The organism is Streptomyces sp. NPDC031497 (assembly GCF_055580905.1).
In genome coordinates, this window is the sequence record NZ_JBVIKO010000001.1 from 214392 (window position 1) to 229240 (window position 14849).

Here is a 14849-nt window from a genome sequence, read left to right on the forward strand (position 1 = left end):
AAGGAGTCATCGTGGCCACAGCAAACGCACAGCCGAAGACGGAGATCGCGCCGGGCCGGATGAGGCCGCCGAGGCGCGACCGCGGTCTGCGTCTGCACCTGGCCCCCGTCGAGCAACTCGACCTGACCGGCAGGAAGCTGGTGGTGGTCGGCGGGACGGCCGGACTGGGACGCGCCATCGCCTCGGCGGCCGTCTCGCGTGGCGCCCGGGTGACGGTGGTCGGCCGCACGTTCCGGGAGCCTCCTTCGGTACGGCTGTCGTTCGTACCCGCCGACCTGTCCTCCATGCGGGAGGCCGTCAGGCTGGGGCGGGAGCTGCCGGTCGAGGACAGCGATCTTCTCCTGCTGACCACCGGCACCTTCGCCGGCAGGGTCCGTGAGGAGACCGCCGAGGGCCTGGAGCGGGACATGGCCGTCAGCTTCCTCAGCCGGCTCGCCGTCCTGCGGGAACTCGCGGGCCGGCTCGGGTCGGGGAGGACCGAGAAGTCCTTCCGCCCGCGGGTGTTCGTCATGGGCTCGCCCGGCTGGGGCGAACTCGGCACGATCACCGACCTGAACACCGAAGGCGACTACAAGGCCATGAAGGCCCACGGCAACACGGTCGCGGGGAACGAGGCGCTGGCCCTCGCGGGTGACAGCCGCTTCCCCGGGCCGGCCTTCTTCGGCATGGCCCCCGCTGTCATCAGGACCGACATCCGGGCCAACTTCCTCGGCGACGGCACCGGGGTCCACCGGGTGACCGAAACCCTCATCGGTCTCCTCGCCCAGTCCGCGGAGAGCTACGCCCGGCGCATGGTCCCTCTCCTGTTCGCTCCGGACCTCGAAGGCCGCAGCGGCGACCTGTTCGGGCGCAACGGCGACCCCATCCGGCCCTCGCGGGGCTTCGACAAGGACTACGCACTGCGCTTCCTGACGGAATCCGAGGCCCTCCTGGACCGCGCACTGGCCGACGGCCGACCGGCTCCGCTGCAACAGTGACCGCGGCCCCCACTCCGCGACCGCCGGTGACGGACGGGCGGGCCGGGCCTACGCTTCGCCCGCACCGGCCGGATCCCACTCGAGGAGGCCCGGGCGCTGGAGGGCCTCGGCAGGTGCGCGCCGCGAGCCGACGACACACCCACCGGGGAACGGCGGAGCGCGCCGGCGCCGCCGAACGCCGCCGGGTACGGGACACACTCAGCGGACTGGCCGGAACCGGGTGACGGGCGAGGCCGGCGAGCGGGTACCGCACTCCGGCCTCCGGGACCGCTGACGCGGCGCGCCCTGCCCGGACGCCGCCCGGGCCGGATCAGAGGGTGAGGAGCTCCTCGTAGAAGCCGCCGAACTCCCGCTGCCGGTCGACGAGATGGATCTCCAGGATCCAGTGGCAGGTACGGCCCGCCTTGTCGGCGCGGCGCAGAGGCGTGTCGTTGGCGGGTGCGATGTACGACTCGGTGTCCGCGCCGTCGATCTTCTCGTGCGGGAACTCGCCGACCAGGTGGCCGGCGTGCCAGCCGCCCAGCTCCCAGCCGGCCTCGGTGGCCAGCCGCTCCACCTCGGCGTACAGCCGCTTCCCGGTGATGTCCGGATCGGCCTCGAAGAACCGCTTGCCGGCGGCGAAGACCTTCGCCAGGTCGTCGCGGAGCCGTCGTTTTTCCGGGTCGTCGCCGAGGACGAAGGTCCGTCCGAAGTCGGCCTCGTACTCCTCGAAGATCGGCCCGAAGTCGGCGAACACGATGTCGTCCGTGCCGATCAGGCGGTCCGGCGGGTTCTCCCGATACGGCTTGAGTGTGTTCGGGCCCGAGCGCACGATCCGCTTGTGCCAGTGCCGGGTCGTACCGAAGAGTTCGTTCGCCAGGTCACGGACGCGGTCGCTGACCGCCCGCTCTCCCTCGCCCGGCGCCACCAGCCCCCGCTTCTCCATCTCGGCGAAGAGCCGTTCGGCCTTGGCCTGGGCGTCCAGCAGTCGGGCCGCCCGTGTGGGTTCATCATGAGCCATAGCAGGGAAGGTACGTTTGGCTGCACTCGTGAGTCAATCAAATTGAACTGCACCTGCCGGGTCGACCGCGCCACGGCGAGCGCGGCACCGATGGCGTACGGCCCTCTCGGATTTGCCAGGGCCGGACGGGTACGCGGGTGGCGGATGCGACGGGGAGCACAACGGGCGTTGCGCAAGCGGCTAGTTTGTGGATTCACGACCCATACAAAGCATGGCAATTCATCCCAGTCCACCCTTCTGTGAGGCGTCCCGTCATGAGCCTGAGCATCCGCAATCAGATCCCCGGCACTGTCACCGCCGTCACCGCCGGCGAGGTGATGGCGACCGTGAAGGTACGCCTGGACGGCGGCCAGGACCTCACCGCCGCGATCACCCTGGAGGCGGTCAAGGACCTGGGGCTCGCCGAGGGGGCGGCCGTCCGGGCCATGATGAAGTCCACCGAGGTCGCCCTCGCCACCGGCCCCGTGACGGGGCTGTCCATCCGCAACCGGCTGCCCGGCACGGTCAGCGATGTCGCCGTGGGCGGGGCGATGGCCACGGTCAAGGTCACCGTCGACGGCGGCGAGCTCACCTCGGCGATCACCAAGGACGCGGTCGCCGACCTCGGTCTGACGGCCGGTTCGCCGGTCGTGGCGCTGATCAAGTCGACCGAGGTGTCCCTCGCGACCGGATGACGCCGGTCGTACCTCGTCAGGCCCCCGCCCGGTCGGACCCGCCGCGGGCCGAAGCCCTGCTCGGTGAACGGGCCGGGCGAGTACACCCCTACGGCCCTGTGCCGGCCACCGCATCGCCATGTCCGCCGGCCCGCGCACGATCGCTGCCCTCCCCGTTCCGGGCGTCGGCGCCGGGGAAACCTCCTGGTGGGCCGGGGTGCCGTGGAGGCATGGCCGTGAGGGCCCACCTGCGGACACCCGCCGCGCCCCGGTCCGGCCGCACTCCGGGTGAGCGCCTACCCTGCACAGGGTAGGCAGCCGTGGCCAGGACACCGGTGAGGAGAGGGAACCCGCATGACAAGCGACCGACCAGGCACGGCCGAGGTCCCCGGCCGGATCCCTCCCGGCCAGCGCCTGGTGCACGGCTGGCCGGTCTCGCACTACGGTCCGGTCCCCCGCTTCCGCCCCGAGCGCTGGAACCTGCGGGTCTTCGGCGCCACCGCCTCGGGCGGGACCCACGAGTGGCACTTCGACGACCTGGCCACCCTCCCCCACGTCACGGTCGTCGCCGACCTGCACTGCGCGAGCGGCCCCACCTCCACCGGCCACGAGTGGTACGGCATCCCCGCCGGCACCGTCCTGGACCGGGTCCCGCCCGCCCCCGGGGTCACCCACGTCATGGCCTGGGCGGAGTACGGCTTCTCCGCCAACCTGCGCCTCAGCGACTTCACCTCGCCGCACACCCTCATGGCAACCCACCACAACGGCGAGCCCCTCACCGCCGAACACGGCTTCCCGCTCCGCCTGGTCGTGCCCCACCTGTACGGCTACAAGAGCCCGAAGTGGCTGCGCGGCATCGAGTACATGACCGCCGACCGGCGCGGCTTCTGGGAGGAACGCGGCTACCACAACACCGCCGAGGCATGGAAGGAGCAGCGCTACTCCTACCAGGAAGCGGAAGCGGACGGGCCGGCTCCCGCGGCTCCCTGACCTCGCCCGCCCGCGCCCGGTCGGCTCCCGCCCGCGTCAGCGCGGTTCCCCGCCAGTCGCAGACTCTCCGCGACCGCATGCGGGATGTCCTCGACCGAGAACAGCGTGTGCCGTACGGTCCGTTCGGCGTCGACGACCAGGATCAGGCGCTTGTGGCGCAGCCGGCCCGCGCCGCGGAAGGTCGGCAACCGCAGGGCCGCCGCCAGTCGGTGGGCGGCGTCGGAGAGCAGGGGGTACGGGACCTCTTCGGCGCGGGCGAACTCCGCCTGTTCGTGGCCGAGTTGGGTGCTGATTCCGCGTATCTCCACGCCCGCCTTCCGGAATTCGGGCCAGGCGTCCCGGAAGAGCCGGTTCTCCAGCGTGCAGCCGGCGGCGCCGGGGATCGGCGGCTCGCCCCATGCGACGCCGGTGCCGGGGTAGGTGAACAGCACGGTCGCCGGGGCGTCCGGGGAGACCAGGGGCACGTCGGTGCCCTGCGCGGCAGGCAGTTCGAGGCCGTCGGGCAGGCGGGTGCCGACCAGGGCGTGCACGCGGGCGTGTTCGGCACCGTCCGCCGCCGCCGTCGCGGTGAGGCTGCCGTCACCCAGGACCCAGCGGTCACCCCAGTCCTGCATCGCGACGAGCAACGGCAGCAGCCCGGCACCGGCGTCGGTGAGCAGGTACTCGTAGCGCACCGGCCGCCGTTGGTAGAGGCTGCGGTGCAGGACACCGTGGGCGACGAGCCTGCCGAGACGCTCGGTGAGCACCTTGCGGGACAGGCCGATCTCGGCGGCCAGCGCGTCGAAGCGGACATGGCCGCGGGCGACCTCGCGCAGCACCAGAACATTCCACCAGTCCCCCAGGACCATGGCGGCCTGGGCGGTCCCGCAGGTCTCGTCAGCGTTGTGCATCCTCATGGACCCATAGTAAGTTCCCTTTCGGGACTCACTTTGTTTCTCGATGGAACTTACCGCCCGTCAGCGCACGGGCCCAGCGTGAGGAGTGCATCGTGACCGCCATCAGCCGGGTCGTCGCCCGCGAGATCATCGACAGCCGGGGCAACCCCACGGTCGAGGTCGACGTGGAACTCGAGGACGGCTCACTGGGCCGCGCCGCCGTCCCCTCCGGAGCCTCCACCGGCGCCCGCGAAGCGGTCGAACTGCGCGACGGCGACCCGACCCGCTTCCACGGCAGGGGAGTCCGGCGCGCCGTCGACGCCGTGAACGAGAGCATCGCGGACGCGGTGACCGGACTGGACGCCGAGGACCAGGCGACCGTCGACCGCACGATGATCGAGCTGGACGGCACGGAGACCAAGTCGCGGCTCGGCGCCAACGCCCTGCTCGGCGTCTCCCTGGCCACCGCCAAGGCCGCCGCGGCCGCCCACCGGCAGCCGCTGTACCGCTACGTCGGCGGCGTCGACGCCCGTCTGCTGCCGGTGCCGATGATGAACATCGTCAACGGCGGTGCCCACGCCGACAATCCGCTCGACTTCCAGGAGTTCATGATCGCGCCCATCGGTGCGGCCACCTTCGCCGAGGCGGTCCGCATGGGCTCGGAGGTCTTCCACACCCTGCGCGGCAACCTGCTGGCCGCCGGCCACAGCGTCAACGTCGGCGACGAGGGCGGCTTCGCCCCCGACCTGCGCACCGCCGACGAGGCCCTGGACTTCGTCGTCCGCGCCATCGAACAGACCGGCTACAAGCCCGGCACCGACATCACGCTCGTCATGGACCCGGCCAGCTCGGAGTTCTTCCACGACGGCGGCTACGACTACACGGGCGAGGGCGTCCGCCGTACCCCCGCCGAACACGCCGACTACCTCGCCGCCCTCGTCGACCGTTACCCCGTGGCCTCCGTCGAGGACCCGATGGCCGAGGACGACCACGCCGGCTGGCGCGACCTGACCGCCCGGCTCGGCGACCGCTGCCAGCTCACCGGCGACGACGTCTTCTGCACCAACGAGACGCTGCTGCGGGCCGGTATCCGCGACGGCATCGCCAACTCCGTCCTGGTGAAGGTCAATCAGATCGGCACCCTCACGGAGACGCTGGCCACGGTCACCACCGCCCACCGCGCCGGGTACACGGTCGTCATGTCCCATCGCTCGGGCGAGACCGAGGACACGACGATCGCCGACCTCGCCGTCGCCACGGGCTGCGGCCAGATCAAGACCGGCTCGCTGTCCCGTTCGGACCGCACCGCCAAGTACAACCAGCTCTTCCGGATCGAGGAGGAACTGGGGGCGCAAGCACGCTACGCGGGGCGAGAGGCCCTCGGACTGCGCCGCTGACCCGGCCGCCGCCGACCCGGCCCGTGGTGAGCGGCCCCCTGACGGGCGCCCGAAGCGGCCGCGCCTACGGCCTACGGCACCCTGCCCGGCAACGGTCCCGCTCCGGACTCCCCCGGCCCGGCGTCGCGTCGGCGGTACGACGCGATTCGAACGGCGAGCCGGTCGGCCGGCGTCAGGAGTGCGCGTCGCGCGGCCGCAGGGAGAGGGACTCCGGGGTGATCTCTCCCTGGCAGTGCCGGCACCCGGATTCCATCCGCAGGGGATGCCCGCACTCGTGCCGGAAGGCGACGGCGGGGGTGTCCACCGCCCACCTGTCGCCCCATTGCAGCAGGCCGATCATGACGGGGAAGAGCTCCTGTCCCGCCTGCGTCAGGTGGTACTCGTGGCGGGGAGGGTGCTCGCTGTACTGCCGCCGCTCGATCACGCCCGCCGCTTCGAGTTTGCGCAGCCGGTCGGCGAGGATGTCGCGCGGTGCGCCCGTGTAGCCGGCGATCTTCGCGAAGCGGTGCACGCCGTAGGACATCTCCCGTAGCGCGAGCAGCGACCACCGCTCGCCGACGATCCCCAGCGCGGCGGCGATCGAGCAGGGGCGCACGCCCGCCGGCATGCCCGCCATGACCGAGGTCAGCGGCTCGGTGACGCCCCCGGCGCCTTCCGTCTGCGACTCCCCGGCCTGGTGCGCTTGTACGTCCATGAGCCCACGTTACCCCTAGTTGGTTGTGTTTCACGACCCACTCGGGGTAGCGTCGCGTCCAGTCAGTAGGAAAATCAAACTCACAAGTGGGGACAACATGGCCGTACCCGAGGGGGCCTCCACCGCCGCGCCTGCCGGGCCGACGACGACGCCGGAGGAGCCGGTCCAGGACGCGGCCGCCCGCCGGCACGCGCTGCGGGTGCTGACGCTGAGCAGCCTCGGGGCGTTCGTGGTGTTCCTCGACACCACGATCGTCAATGTCGCCTTCGAGACCATCGGCCGCAGCTTCCACGCCACGGCCGGTCATCTGGCGTGGGTGCTCAACGCCTACAGCCTGGTCTTCGCGGCCGTCCTCATCCCGGCCGGCCGGCTCGCCGACCGTTACGGGCGCAAGCGGGTCTTCCTCATCGGCATCACCGGCTTCGCGGCGATGAGCGCCCTGTGCGGGCTGGCGCCGAACGCCGGCATGCTCATCGCGGGACGGGCCCTGCAAGCGGCGTTCGCCGCCCTGGTCACTCCGACGTCGCTGTCCCTGATCCTCCCGGAGTTCCCGGCGGCCAAGCGGCCGGTCGCGATCGGCACCTGGGGCTCCATGGGCGCGGCGGCCGCCGCACTCGGCCCCACCCTGGGCGCCCTGCTGACCCAGTACGCCTCCTGGCGCTGGATCTTCCTGGTCAACGTGCCGATCTGCGCGGTGATCGCCTTCTTCGGCCTGCGTCTGCTGCGCGAGGCCCGCGACCCGCACGCCCACGGCCTGCCCGACCCGCTCGGCGTCCTGCTGATCGCCGCGATGCCCGCCGCGCTGAGCCTCGGCATCATCGAGGGCCCGAACTGGGGCTGGTCCGACCCACGGGTGATCGGCGCCTTCGTGCTCGCCGCGCTGCTGCTCCCGGCCTTCGTCCTGCGCGACCGTGCCACCGCACAGCCCGTGATGGACTTCGCGCTCTTCCGGGTCCGGCAGTTCCGGCTGGTCAACGCGGCGACTCTGGTGTTCGCGGCCGCCTTCTACGGCATGCTGCTCAGCAACATCATCTTCCTGCAGACGGTGTGGCACTACTCGGTGCTGCGCGCCGCCCTCGCCACCGCGCCGAGCCCGCTGGTGGTCACCGCCGTGGCACGCACCGCCAGCCGCCTCTCCCACGCCTACGGGGCCCGCCGGGTGCTCACCTTCGGCGCCCTCTTCTGGACGGCCGGCCTCGCCCTCACCGCGGTCTTCGCCGGCGCCACGCCGCACTGGACCACCCACTGGCTGCCCGCGGCGCTGCTCACCGGGCTCGGTGTCGGGCTCACCCTGCCCGTGCAGTCCGGAGCCGCCGTCCAGGGACTGCCGCCGGGGCGGTTCGCGCTCGGTTCGGCGATCAACGCGAGCCTCCGCCAGCTCGGCGCGGTCCTCGGCATCAGCCTCTTCGTCGCCGTCCTCGGCACGCCCACCGCGGCCGGCGCCGTCGACTCCTTCCACCGGGTCTGGTGGCTCCTCGCCGCCCTCGGCCTGGCCTCCGGCGCCCTCCTGTGGACACCGAGCCGCCGCCGGGCCGACGCGGACACCGGAACAGCCGGACAGAGGCCGGAGTACAGCGCACCCGAGGGGGCGCCCGGCCTCTGAGGCCGGGCGGCGAAGGAGCCGAGGGAACGGTGTCGCACGCCCTGGGGCCACCCCGGGGCGGGTGAGCCCCCGGCGCGCCGGGGGCTCGCGGCTCGCGGCTCAGCGCGGGGGCGGTACCGGGAAGAGCATGCAGCTGCTGGTGGCATGGGCGAGCAGCCGGTCCGTCCCGTCGACCAACTGCGCCTGTGCGAGGGCGGTTTGACGGCCCTTGCTGACCACCGTGCCGATGGCGCGCACCGTGCCGGTCTCCACGGTGATGCGGCGCAGGAACTTCACGGTCAGGTCGAGGGAGGTGTACGCCATGCCCTGCGGGAGAGTGGACTGCACGGCGCATCCCGCGGCCGAGTCCAGCAGGACGGCGAAGATGCCGCCGTGCACGCTGCCGATCGGGTTGTAGTGCTCCTCGCCCGGCGTCAGGGAGAAGACCGCCCGTCCGGGCTCGACCTCGTCCAGGGCGAAGTCGACGGTGTGGTTGATGGGCGAGCTCGGCAGCCGGCCCGCCTGCAGCTCGCGCAGGAAGTCGATACCGGCCATGCGTCCGGCGGCCTCCGCCAGGACCGCGGGATCGTCCCACTGATACGTACGTGTCCGTCCCACAGCTCCGTGCCCTTCCCTCTGACTTTTCCAAATGAAGCTAGCTTCTCGCTCACCTGACTGTCAATGACGAAGTCAGGCCTCTACCATGGGGCCATGGAGTGGCTTGAGGCGAGCACGGAGAACTGCCCCGTCCAGCGCACGCTCGACGTGGTCGGAGAGAAATGGACGCTGCTGATCCTGCGTGACGCCGTCAACGGGGTCCGCCGCTTCGACGACTTCCACCGGCATATCGGCCTGTCGGAGGCGGTCCTCAGCGACCGCCTGAGGAAGCTGATCTCGGCCGGCGTCCTGAAGACCGTCCCCTACCGGGAGCCCGGCAGCCGCGCCCGCAACGAGTACCGGCTGACCCGCAAGGGCTGGGACCTGTGGCCCGTCCTCATGGCACTGACCCAGTGGGGCGAGACATACGCGCTTGGCCCCGGGGAGAGCCCCCCGCTGGACATCCGCCACACCGGCTGCGAGGCGCCGGTCCGCGTCGTCGTCCAGTGCTCCGAGGAGCACGCCGCCCTCGCCCCGGGGGAGGTCACCGCCCGGCTGGGTCCGGGCGCCCGCCGCCGGTCGTGAGCCGCTTCGCCGCGACGCCCGGATCCGGACGGCGACCGGATCGAGGGGGCGGCACGGCTTCCCGCCGGCAGCGTGCCACCATCGGCTGACCGCACGCGTGACCACCGGCCGAGGAGAAGCACCATGTCCGCCCGCCCGAGCCTGCTGTACGTGACCGACCTCGCCTACCCGGCCCGCGGGCGTCGGTACGGCGACGAGGACGTCTTCCTGACCGCCCGGCTCCGCGGGGACTTCGACATCGCCCTGTGCCATCCGCTCGACGCCGCGGCCCTGATGGACCGCTTCGACGCGGTCGTGGTCCGCAACAGCGGTCCGGTACTCCACTACCAGCGGGAGTACGACGCTTTCCGCGACCGGGCCAGGGCGGACGGCATCCGGGTCTACAACCCGCTGGACGGCCGGGCCGACATGGCCGGCAAGGGGTATCTCCTGGACCTGACCGCGGCCGGCTACCCGGTCATCCCCACCATCGACCGGCCGCAGTATCTGGACCGCCTGCCCGAGAGCGACCAGTACGCGGTCAAGCCCAGGGCGGGAGCGGACTCCATAGGCCTGACCTTCGTGGCCCGGGACCGGCTGGCCGACCTCGCCTACGGCGACATCCTGGTCCAGCCACGCATCGACTTCCGCTACGAGGTGTCCTTCTACTACGTCGATGACGCCTTCCAGTACGCGCTGCACGCCCCCGACCCCGGCCGCCGCTGGGCCCTCGAACCGTACGAGCCCTCCGCGGCCGATCTCGCCTTCGCCCGGCGTTTCATCGACTGGAACACGCTCGACCACGGCATCCAGCGCGTGGACGCCTGCCGGACCCGGGAGGGCGCCCTTCTCCTGGTCGAGCTGGAGGACCTGAACCCGTATCTGTCCCTCGACCTCGTCGCCGACCTGACCCGCGACGCCTTCGTCACCCGGATGACCGCCTCCCTCCACCACTTCCTGGAGTCCGGTCCTCGCACCTGAGCCGTGTCCGAGGAGGCGGGGCCGTTCCGCGGGAGCCGCCGGCCGGCTTATGGCAGGGCGGCTCCCCGCTCGTCCCGCCGTACCCGCTGCCGGATGCGGGTGTCCCGGTCGTGTTCGTGGTGGGCGAGCATGCGCAGCCGGGCCGCCTCCGCGTCCTGGTCGCGTATCGCCTCGGTGATCGCGCGGTGTTCGGCGAGGGTCGCGTCGAAGGTGTCGTCGACGGTCACGGTCCGCCATGGCGCGCTCGTCTTCACCTGGGCGTCCACGGTGTGCAGCAGCGAGGTCACGGTGGAGTTGTGGGCGGCCGAACGCACCGTGTCGTGCCACTCGTTGAGGCTGCGGCGGATCTCCGCCGGGTCGTCCAGCGAACCCGCCTGCGCCACCAGGGCGTCCAGCCGGGCCAGGTCCACCGGGCTGCGCCGCCGGGCGGCGGCCGAGGCGGTCATGGCGTCCAGCACGGCCCGCAGTTCGAAGAGTTCGAGCATCTCCTCGTCCGACCGCTGCCGCAGGGCGAAGCCGCGCCGGGTGCCCACCAGGAGGCCGTCCTGTTCCAGCAGGGCCAGCGCCTCGCGGACCGGGGTACGTGACACCGCGAACTCCTCGCTCAGCGCGAGCGGGACCAGGGAGGCGTCCTGCGGGTAGTGGCCGTGGGTGAGCCGGTGACGTAGCTCGTCGTAGATCGTGTCCCGTGTGCTCTTCATCCGTTTCCTCATCGCGCGGTCGGCCTGCGAGACACCTCGCGGGCCCGCCGCCCGGATCATGCCGCATGCCCGGGACGGCTGCCGCCCCGGGTCATCGGGCGGGGCGGCCGGTCTCCTCGTCCTGCGGACCGGTGACCAGTGGCAGCGCCGGGTCGGCCCGCCACTCGCCGAGCGAGCCGTCGTAGAGCAGGACGTCGTCGATGCCGGTCTCGTACAGGGCCAGGGCGAGACCGGCCGCGTTGATCGCCCCGCCGCAGTAGAGGACGGTGCCGTCGCCGGCGCGCACCCCGTGGGACCGCGCGAGCCGCTCGGTGCGCTCCGCGGAGAGGGTGTTGTCCGGTCCGAGGAGGTCGGCGTAGGGGAGGTTCGACGTGCGGGGGATGTGCCCCGAGCGGGGCTGGGCGGGGTCGCCGAGGTACTCGGGGCGGCGCAGGGCGCAGACCGCCGGGGTGGGGTCGCTGCCGTCGGCTATGCGCTTCATGCGCGCGAGGTCCACGAACCCCTCGCGGGCGGGACGCGCGACGACGTCCCCGCGGGCCGGAGCCGGTTCACGGCCGTCCGTGACGGGCAGTCCGGCCGCCTCCCAGGCGGTCAGGCCGCCGTTGAGGACATGGACGCCCGTGATGCCGGCGGTGCGCAGCACCCACCACACCCGGGCCGCCCAGGCCCCCGTCAGCCGGTCGTAGACGACGACGGTGGAGCCCTCGCGGATGCCGAGTTCCCGGGCGTGGGCCTCGATCGCGGAGGTGGCCGGACGGGTGAAGGGGAAGGGCGCAGAGGGATCCGAGAAGCCGGCCATCAGATCGGCGAAGTGGGCGCCGGGGATGCGGCGTTCGGTGTGCAGGGCGAGTCCGCTGACCCAGACCTTGCCGCCGTCGGGGCCGGTGCGGCGGTCCACGGTGGCGTCGAGGACGATCACGTCGTCGAGCCGGTGGCGCAGCCAGTCGGCGTCGACGAGCACGGTGGGGCGGGTCATGAGCGCTCCTTCGCGGCGCGGTTGCGCCATTCGCCACGCTCCGGGCGGGCCAGGCCCAGGTTCTCCCGCAGGGTGGTGCCGTCGTAGCCGGTGCGCACGAGGCCGCGGCGGCGCAGTTCGGGGACGACGAGGTCGGCGAACTCCTCGAAGGCGGCGGGGACATGGGTCGCCTGGATCATGAAGCCGTCGGCCGCGCCGCGGTCCAGCCACAGCTCCATGGTGTCGGCGATGTCCGAGGGCGAGCCGATCATGTTGCCCTCGGTCCGGGCGCCGTACCAGCGGCCGATCTCGCGCACGCTGAGCTGCTCCCGCTCGGCGAACTCGACGACCTCGCGGTAGTGGCCCTCGACGCCGACCTCCGCCAGGGAGGGCAGCGGACCGTCCAGGTCGTAGCGGGTGAGGTCGACGTTGACGTGGTAGGCGAGCCGGGACAACCCCGCCTCGGGGTGGACCAGTCCGGTGAACGCCTCGTGCTTGGCGAGGGCGTCGCGCAGGTCGGTGCCGACCACGGTCGTCGCGGCCGGGAGCACCTTGAGCTGATCCGGGTCGCGGCCGTGGGCGGCGGCTCGGGCCTTGACGTCGGCGTAGAAGGCGACGGCCGACTCCAGCGACTCATGGCTGCAGAAGATCACGTCCGCCCAGCGGGCCGCGAAGTCCCGGCCGGCCGGGGAGGCGCCCGCCTGGATGATCACCGGGTAGCCCTGGGGCGGCCGTGGCACGCTCAACGGGCCCCGCACCGCGAAGCGTTCGCCCCGGTGCTCCACGGCCGTCACGGCCTCGGGCCGGCCGAAGATCCCGCTCTCCTTGTCGGCGACGATCGCGTCGTCGGCCCAGCTGTCCCAGAGCCGCGCGGTGACCTCCAGGAACTCCTCCGCCCGGTCGTAGCGCGCCTGTCGGCCGGGCAGCTTGTCCTGGCCGAAGTTCTGGGCTTCGGCGTCCTGGAAGCTGGTGACCACGTTCCAGCCGGCGCGCCCGCCGATGAGGTGGTCGAGGGTGGCCATGCCGCGGGCGACGTGGAAGGGCTCCTGGTAGCCGGTGGAGACGGTGGCGGCGACGCCGAGATGCCGGGTGGCCGCCGCCATGAGGGTGATGACGGGCACCGGGTCCAGGCGCGGGGTGCCGGTTCCCCACGTCACGGCCGGTGCGTAGGAGTCGCCGAGGCTCCGGGGCACGGCGAGGGAGTCCGGTACGAAGGCCAGGTCGAAACCGGCGTCCTCCAGGACCCGGGCGATGTGCGTGTAGTGCGCGGCCGTGAGGAAACCGTCACCCGCGTCGGGGTGCCGCCAGCCGACGGTGCCCTGGGGCCCGGCGTTGAGGAACGCGGCCAGGTGCATGCGCGGGGCGACGGGGTTCGGCTCGTCGGTGGTCAAGGGGTGCTCCAGGGGTCGTACGTCCTGCGGTCCGGTGCCGTCACGTGCCGAGCAGCGACAGCTCGTCGAGCAGGGCGACCGCGAAGGATCCGGTGCCGGTGGTGCGGGCACCGGCCCGCTCGGCCGCCGTGGCGAAGGCGACATGGGCGACGGCGGCGGCCGTCAGGGTGTCGGGTACGACGGCGAGGGCGCCCGCGATCAGCGCGCCGAGGCTGCATCCGGCGCCGGTGACCTGGGTCAGCCGGACGTCTCCGCCGGGGACGGCGACGGTGCGGGTGCCGTCGGTCAGGTAGTCGACGGGGCCGCTGACCGCGACGACGGCGCCGGTCTGCCGGGCGAGGTCTTCGACGGCGCCGATCGCGTCCGTGGAGGAGGCGGTGGTCTCGACGCCCTTGCCGGTGCTGTCACCGCCGGAGAGGGCGATCAGTTCGCTGGCGTTGCCGCGGATCACGGTGGGCCGGTGGTCGAGGAGCCCCTTCACGAACGCGTCGTACTCGGTGGCACCGGCGCCCACCGCGACCGGGTCCAGGACCCAGGGCGTACCGGCCTCGTGCGCGGTGCGGGCGGCGTCGGCGACGGGTTCCGCCGGGTTGCTGATGAGCGCCGCCGTGTTGATCCAGACCCCGCCGGCGCCGGCCGGGAAGACGGTGGGGAAGTCGGCGGCGGCACCGATGGCGGGGCCCGCGCCGACGGCCAGCAGCACGTTGGCGCTGAGGTTGGCGGCGACGTAGTTGGTCAGGCCGTAGACGAACGGCGAGCCGGAGCGGATCGCGGCTATGCCGTCGGCGATGGCGGGGCTGTGCCAGGTGAGTTCTTCCATGGTGCGGTGTCTCCAGGGCGCGGATGCGGCGTAGTGCATGCAACTGTATGCAGCGAAAAGCGCCGGTCCGCCGCCCGCGAGCGGCATTTCACGAACCTGCAACACCCGCCGCCGCGAGCCGGACCGTCATCCCCCGTCGGCCGGAAGGGCGTACAGACCAGGCAGGTTGACGACGATCGCCTCCTGGGTGCTGCGCGCGATGACGACCACCGCCTCGTCGTCGGGATCCGGGTTCTCCTCGCGGTGCGGGACGAAGGGCGGGACGAAGATGTAGTCGCCGGGCGAGGTGCGCAGCCGCACCTCCTCCGGTTCCGGGCCCGAGTCGTCGAGGAAGACGAACTCGGGGTGCCCGCTCACCACGTAGATGGCGGTCTCGGACTCGCCGTGGTGATGGTCGGAGGAGGAAGTCGCGGGCGCCACATGGGTCTGGCCCATCCACAGCTTCTCGGAACCGACCGTCTTCCCGCTGACGGCCGCGAACCTGCGCATGCCGCCGGTCTGGGCGGTGTCGCCGTCCAGGGAGTCGGCGCGGATGTGGTGCAGGCGGGTGCTCAGCGGCGCCGCCGGGCGCTCCGGAGTGTCGTGGAGATGCGGATGGAAGCCTTCACCGGGGGTCGTCAGCGGCTCGCTCATGACGTGGACGCTAGGACGCCCCCGAAAAGGATGTCAAGA

16 protein-coding genes are annotated in these 14849 nt (G+C 72.4%); 7 read left to right on the plus strand and 9 right to left on the minus strand.

Annotated features, from left to right (window positions below; translation table 11 throughout):
- Window positions 1-11: 11 nt before the first annotated feature.
- Complete coding sequence (locus ACZ5K7_RS01055; protein ID WP_468909027.1) at window positions 12-977, plus strand: Rossmann-fold NAD(P)-binding domain-containing protein; 966 nt, start codon at window positions 12-14, stop codon at window positions 975-977.
- 310 nt (window positions 978-1287) lie between these two features.
- On the opposite strand, the gene ACZ5K7_RS01060 is transcribed toward ACZ5K7_RS01055, so the two are convergent.
- On the minus strand, window positions 1288-1977 hold the full coding sequence (locus ACZ5K7_RS01060; RefSeq protein WP_468909030.1) for a M24 family metallopeptidase: 690 nt from the start codon (window positions 1975-1977) through the stop codon (window positions 1288-1290).
- A gap of 254 nt (window positions 1978-2231) precedes the next feature.
- Here ACZ5K7_RS01060 and ACZ5K7_RS01065 point away from each other — a divergent pair, with 254 nt between their 5' ends.
- Both ACZ5K7_RS01065 and ACZ5K7_RS01070 read left to right on the plus strand, forming a co-directional pair.
- A complete protein-coding gene (locus tag ACZ5K7_RS01065) occupies window positions 2232-2651 on the plus strand; it encodes a TOBE domain-containing protein (RefSeq protein WP_468909033.1) in 420 nt (139 codons plus the stop codon).
- Between the two features lie 333 nt (window positions 2652-2984).
- Complete coding sequence (locus ACZ5K7_RS01070; RefSeq protein WP_351697744.1) at window positions 2985-3620, plus strand: molybdopterin-dependent oxidoreductase; 636 nt, start codon at window positions 2985-2987, stop codon at window positions 3618-3620.
- Here ACZ5K7_RS01070 and ACZ5K7_RS01075 read toward each other — a convergent pair.
- Window positions 3575-4516 (minus strand): winged helix-turn-helix transcriptional regulator, encoded by a 942-nt coding sequence (locus ACZ5K7_RS01075; protein WP_468909036.1) that lies wholly within the window; start codon window positions 4514-4516, stop codon window positions 3575-3577. The genes ACZ5K7_RS01070 and ACZ5K7_RS01075 overlap by 46 nt on opposite strands.
- A 92-nt stretch (window positions 4517-4608) precedes the next feature.
- Between ACZ5K7_RS01075 and eno the strand changes: the two genes are divergently transcribed.
- Window positions 4609-5892, plus strand: coding sequence for a phosphopyruvate hydratase (eno, locus tag ACZ5K7_RS01080; RefSeq protein WP_351697738.1), 1284 nt, complete (start codon window positions 4609-4611; stop codon window positions 5890-5892).
- A gap of 172 nt (window positions 5893-6064) precedes the next feature.
- Here the strand turns inward: eno and ACZ5K7_RS01085 are convergent, their stop codons facing one another.
- Entirely contained in the window at window positions 6065-6586 is a 522-nt protein-coding gene (locus ACZ5K7_RS01085; RefSeq protein WP_351697735.1) for a winged helix-turn-helix transcriptional regulator, read from the minus strand.
- 97 nt (window positions 6587-6683) lie between these two features.
- Here ACZ5K7_RS01085 and ACZ5K7_RS01090 point away from each other — a divergent pair, with 97 nt between their 5' ends.
- A complete protein-coding gene (locus ACZ5K7_RS01090; RefSeq protein WP_468909041.1) occupies window positions 6684-8189 on the plus strand; it encodes an MFS transporter in 1506 nt (501 codons plus the stop codon).
- A gap of 99 nt (window positions 8190-8288) precedes the next feature.
- Here ACZ5K7_RS01090 and ACZ5K7_RS01095 read toward each other — a convergent pair whose 3' ends face one another.
- The gene (locus ACZ5K7_RS01095; RefSeq protein WP_351697729.1) at window positions 8289-8786 is read right to left on the minus strand and encodes a PaaI family thioesterase; all 498 of its coding nucleotides are present in this window, start codon (window positions 8784-8786) and stop codon (window positions 8289-8291) included.
- 93 nt (window positions 8787-8879) lie between these two features.
- Here ACZ5K7_RS01095 and ACZ5K7_RS01100 point away from each other — a divergent pair, with 93 nt between their 5' ends.
- Window positions 8880-9350, plus strand: a complete 471-nt coding sequence (locus tag ACZ5K7_RS01100) for a winged helix-turn-helix transcriptional regulator (protein ID WP_351697726.1) — start codon at window positions 8880-8882, stop codon at window positions 9348-9350.
- Window positions 9351-9473: 123 nt separating this feature from the next.
- A complete protein-coding gene (locus ACZ5K7_RS01105; RefSeq protein ID WP_468909046.1) occupies window positions 9474-10310 on the plus strand; it encodes an ATP-grasp domain-containing protein in 837 nt (278 codons plus the stop codon).
- Window positions 10311-10357: 47 nt separating this feature from the next.
- On the opposite strand, the gene ACZ5K7_RS01110 is transcribed toward ACZ5K7_RS01105, so the two are convergent.
- The 5 genes from ACZ5K7_RS01110 to ACZ5K7_RS01130 all read right to left on the minus strand — a co-directional run bounded on the left by ACZ5K7_RS01110 (window position 10358) and on the right by ACZ5K7_RS01130 (window position 14810).
- Entirely contained in the window at window positions 10358-11011 is a 654-nt protein-coding gene (locus tag ACZ5K7_RS01110; RefSeq protein ID WP_351697720.1) for a GntR family transcriptional regulator, read from the minus strand.
- Window positions 11012-11102: 91 nt separating this feature from the next.
- Window positions 11103-11987, minus strand: coding sequence for a sulfurtransferase (locus tag ACZ5K7_RS01115; protein WP_468909049.1), 885 nt, complete (start codon window positions 11985-11987; stop codon window positions 11103-11105).
- The gene (locus ACZ5K7_RS01120) at window positions 11984-13357 is read right to left on the minus strand and encodes an LLM class flavin-dependent oxidoreductase (protein WP_351697714.1); all 1374 of its coding nucleotides are present in this window, start codon (window positions 13355-13357) and stop codon (window positions 11984-11986) included. The genes ACZ5K7_RS01115 and ACZ5K7_RS01120 overlap by 4 nt, the downstream gene beginning before the upstream one ends.
- Window positions 13358-13397: 40 nt before the next feature.
- Window positions 13398-14177, minus strand: coding sequence for a hydroxyethylthiazole kinase (gene thiM / locus ACZ5K7_RS01125; RefSeq protein WP_468909052.1), 780 nt, complete (start codon window positions 14175-14177; stop codon window positions 13398-13400).
- Between the two features lie 126 nt (window positions 14178-14303).
- Entirely contained in the window at window positions 14304-14810 is a 507-nt protein-coding gene (locus ACZ5K7_RS01130) for a cupin domain-containing protein (protein WP_351697708.1), read from the minus strand.
- Between the last annotated feature and the right edge of the window lie 39 nt (window positions 14811-14849).

Bases quoted from the DNA above. Each gene is read 5' to 3' on its own strand.
- ACZ5K7_RS01090 (WP_468909041.1), top strand. From the start codon at position 6,684: ATGGCCGTACCCGAGGGGGCCTCCACCGCCGCGCCTGCCGGGCCGACG.
- ACZ5K7_RS01100 (WP_351697726.1), top strand. From the start codon at position 8,880: ATGGAGTGGCTTGAGGCGAGCACGGAGAACTGCCCCGTCCAGCGCACG.
- ACZ5K7_RS01075 (WP_468909036.1), bottom strand. From the start codon at position 4,516: ATGAGGATGCACAACGCTGACGAGACCTGCGGGACCGCCCAGGCCGCC.
- ACZ5K7_RS01130 (WP_351697708.1), bottom strand. From the start codon at position 14,810: ATGAGCGAGCCGCTGACGACCCCCGGTGAAGGCTTCCATCCGCATCTC.
- ACZ5K7_RS01110 (WP_351697720.1), bottom strand. From the start codon at position 11,011: ATGAAGAGCACACGGGACACGATCTACGACGAGCTACGTCACCGGCTC.
- thiM (WP_468909052.1), bottom strand. From the start codon at position 14,177: ATGGAAGAACTCACCTGGCACAGCCCCGCCATCGCCGACGGCATAGCC.
- ACZ5K7_RS01105 (WP_468909046.1), top strand. From the start codon at position 9,474: ATGTCCGCCCGCCCGAGCCTGCTGTACGTGACCGACCTCGCCTACCCG.
- ACZ5K7_RS01085 (WP_351697735.1), bottom strand. From the start codon at position 6,586: ATGGACGTACAAGCGCACCAGGCCGGGGAGTCGCAGACGGAAGGCGCC.
- ACZ5K7_RS01070 (WP_351697744.1), top strand. From the start codon at position 2,985: ATGACAAGCGACCGACCAGGCACGGCCGAGGTCCCCGGCCGGATCCCT.
- ACZ5K7_RS01065 (WP_468909033.1), top strand. From the start codon at position 2,232: ATGAGCCTGAGCATCCGCAATCAGATCCCCGGCACTGTCACCGCCGTC.
- ACZ5K7_RS01060 (WP_468909030.1), bottom strand. From the start codon at position 1,977: ATGGCTCATGATGAACCCACACGGGCGGCCCGACTGCTGGACGCCCAG.
- ACZ5K7_RS01115 (WP_468909049.1), bottom strand. From the start codon at position 11,987: ATGACCCGCCCCACCGTGCTCGTCGACGCCGACTGGCTGCGCCACCGG.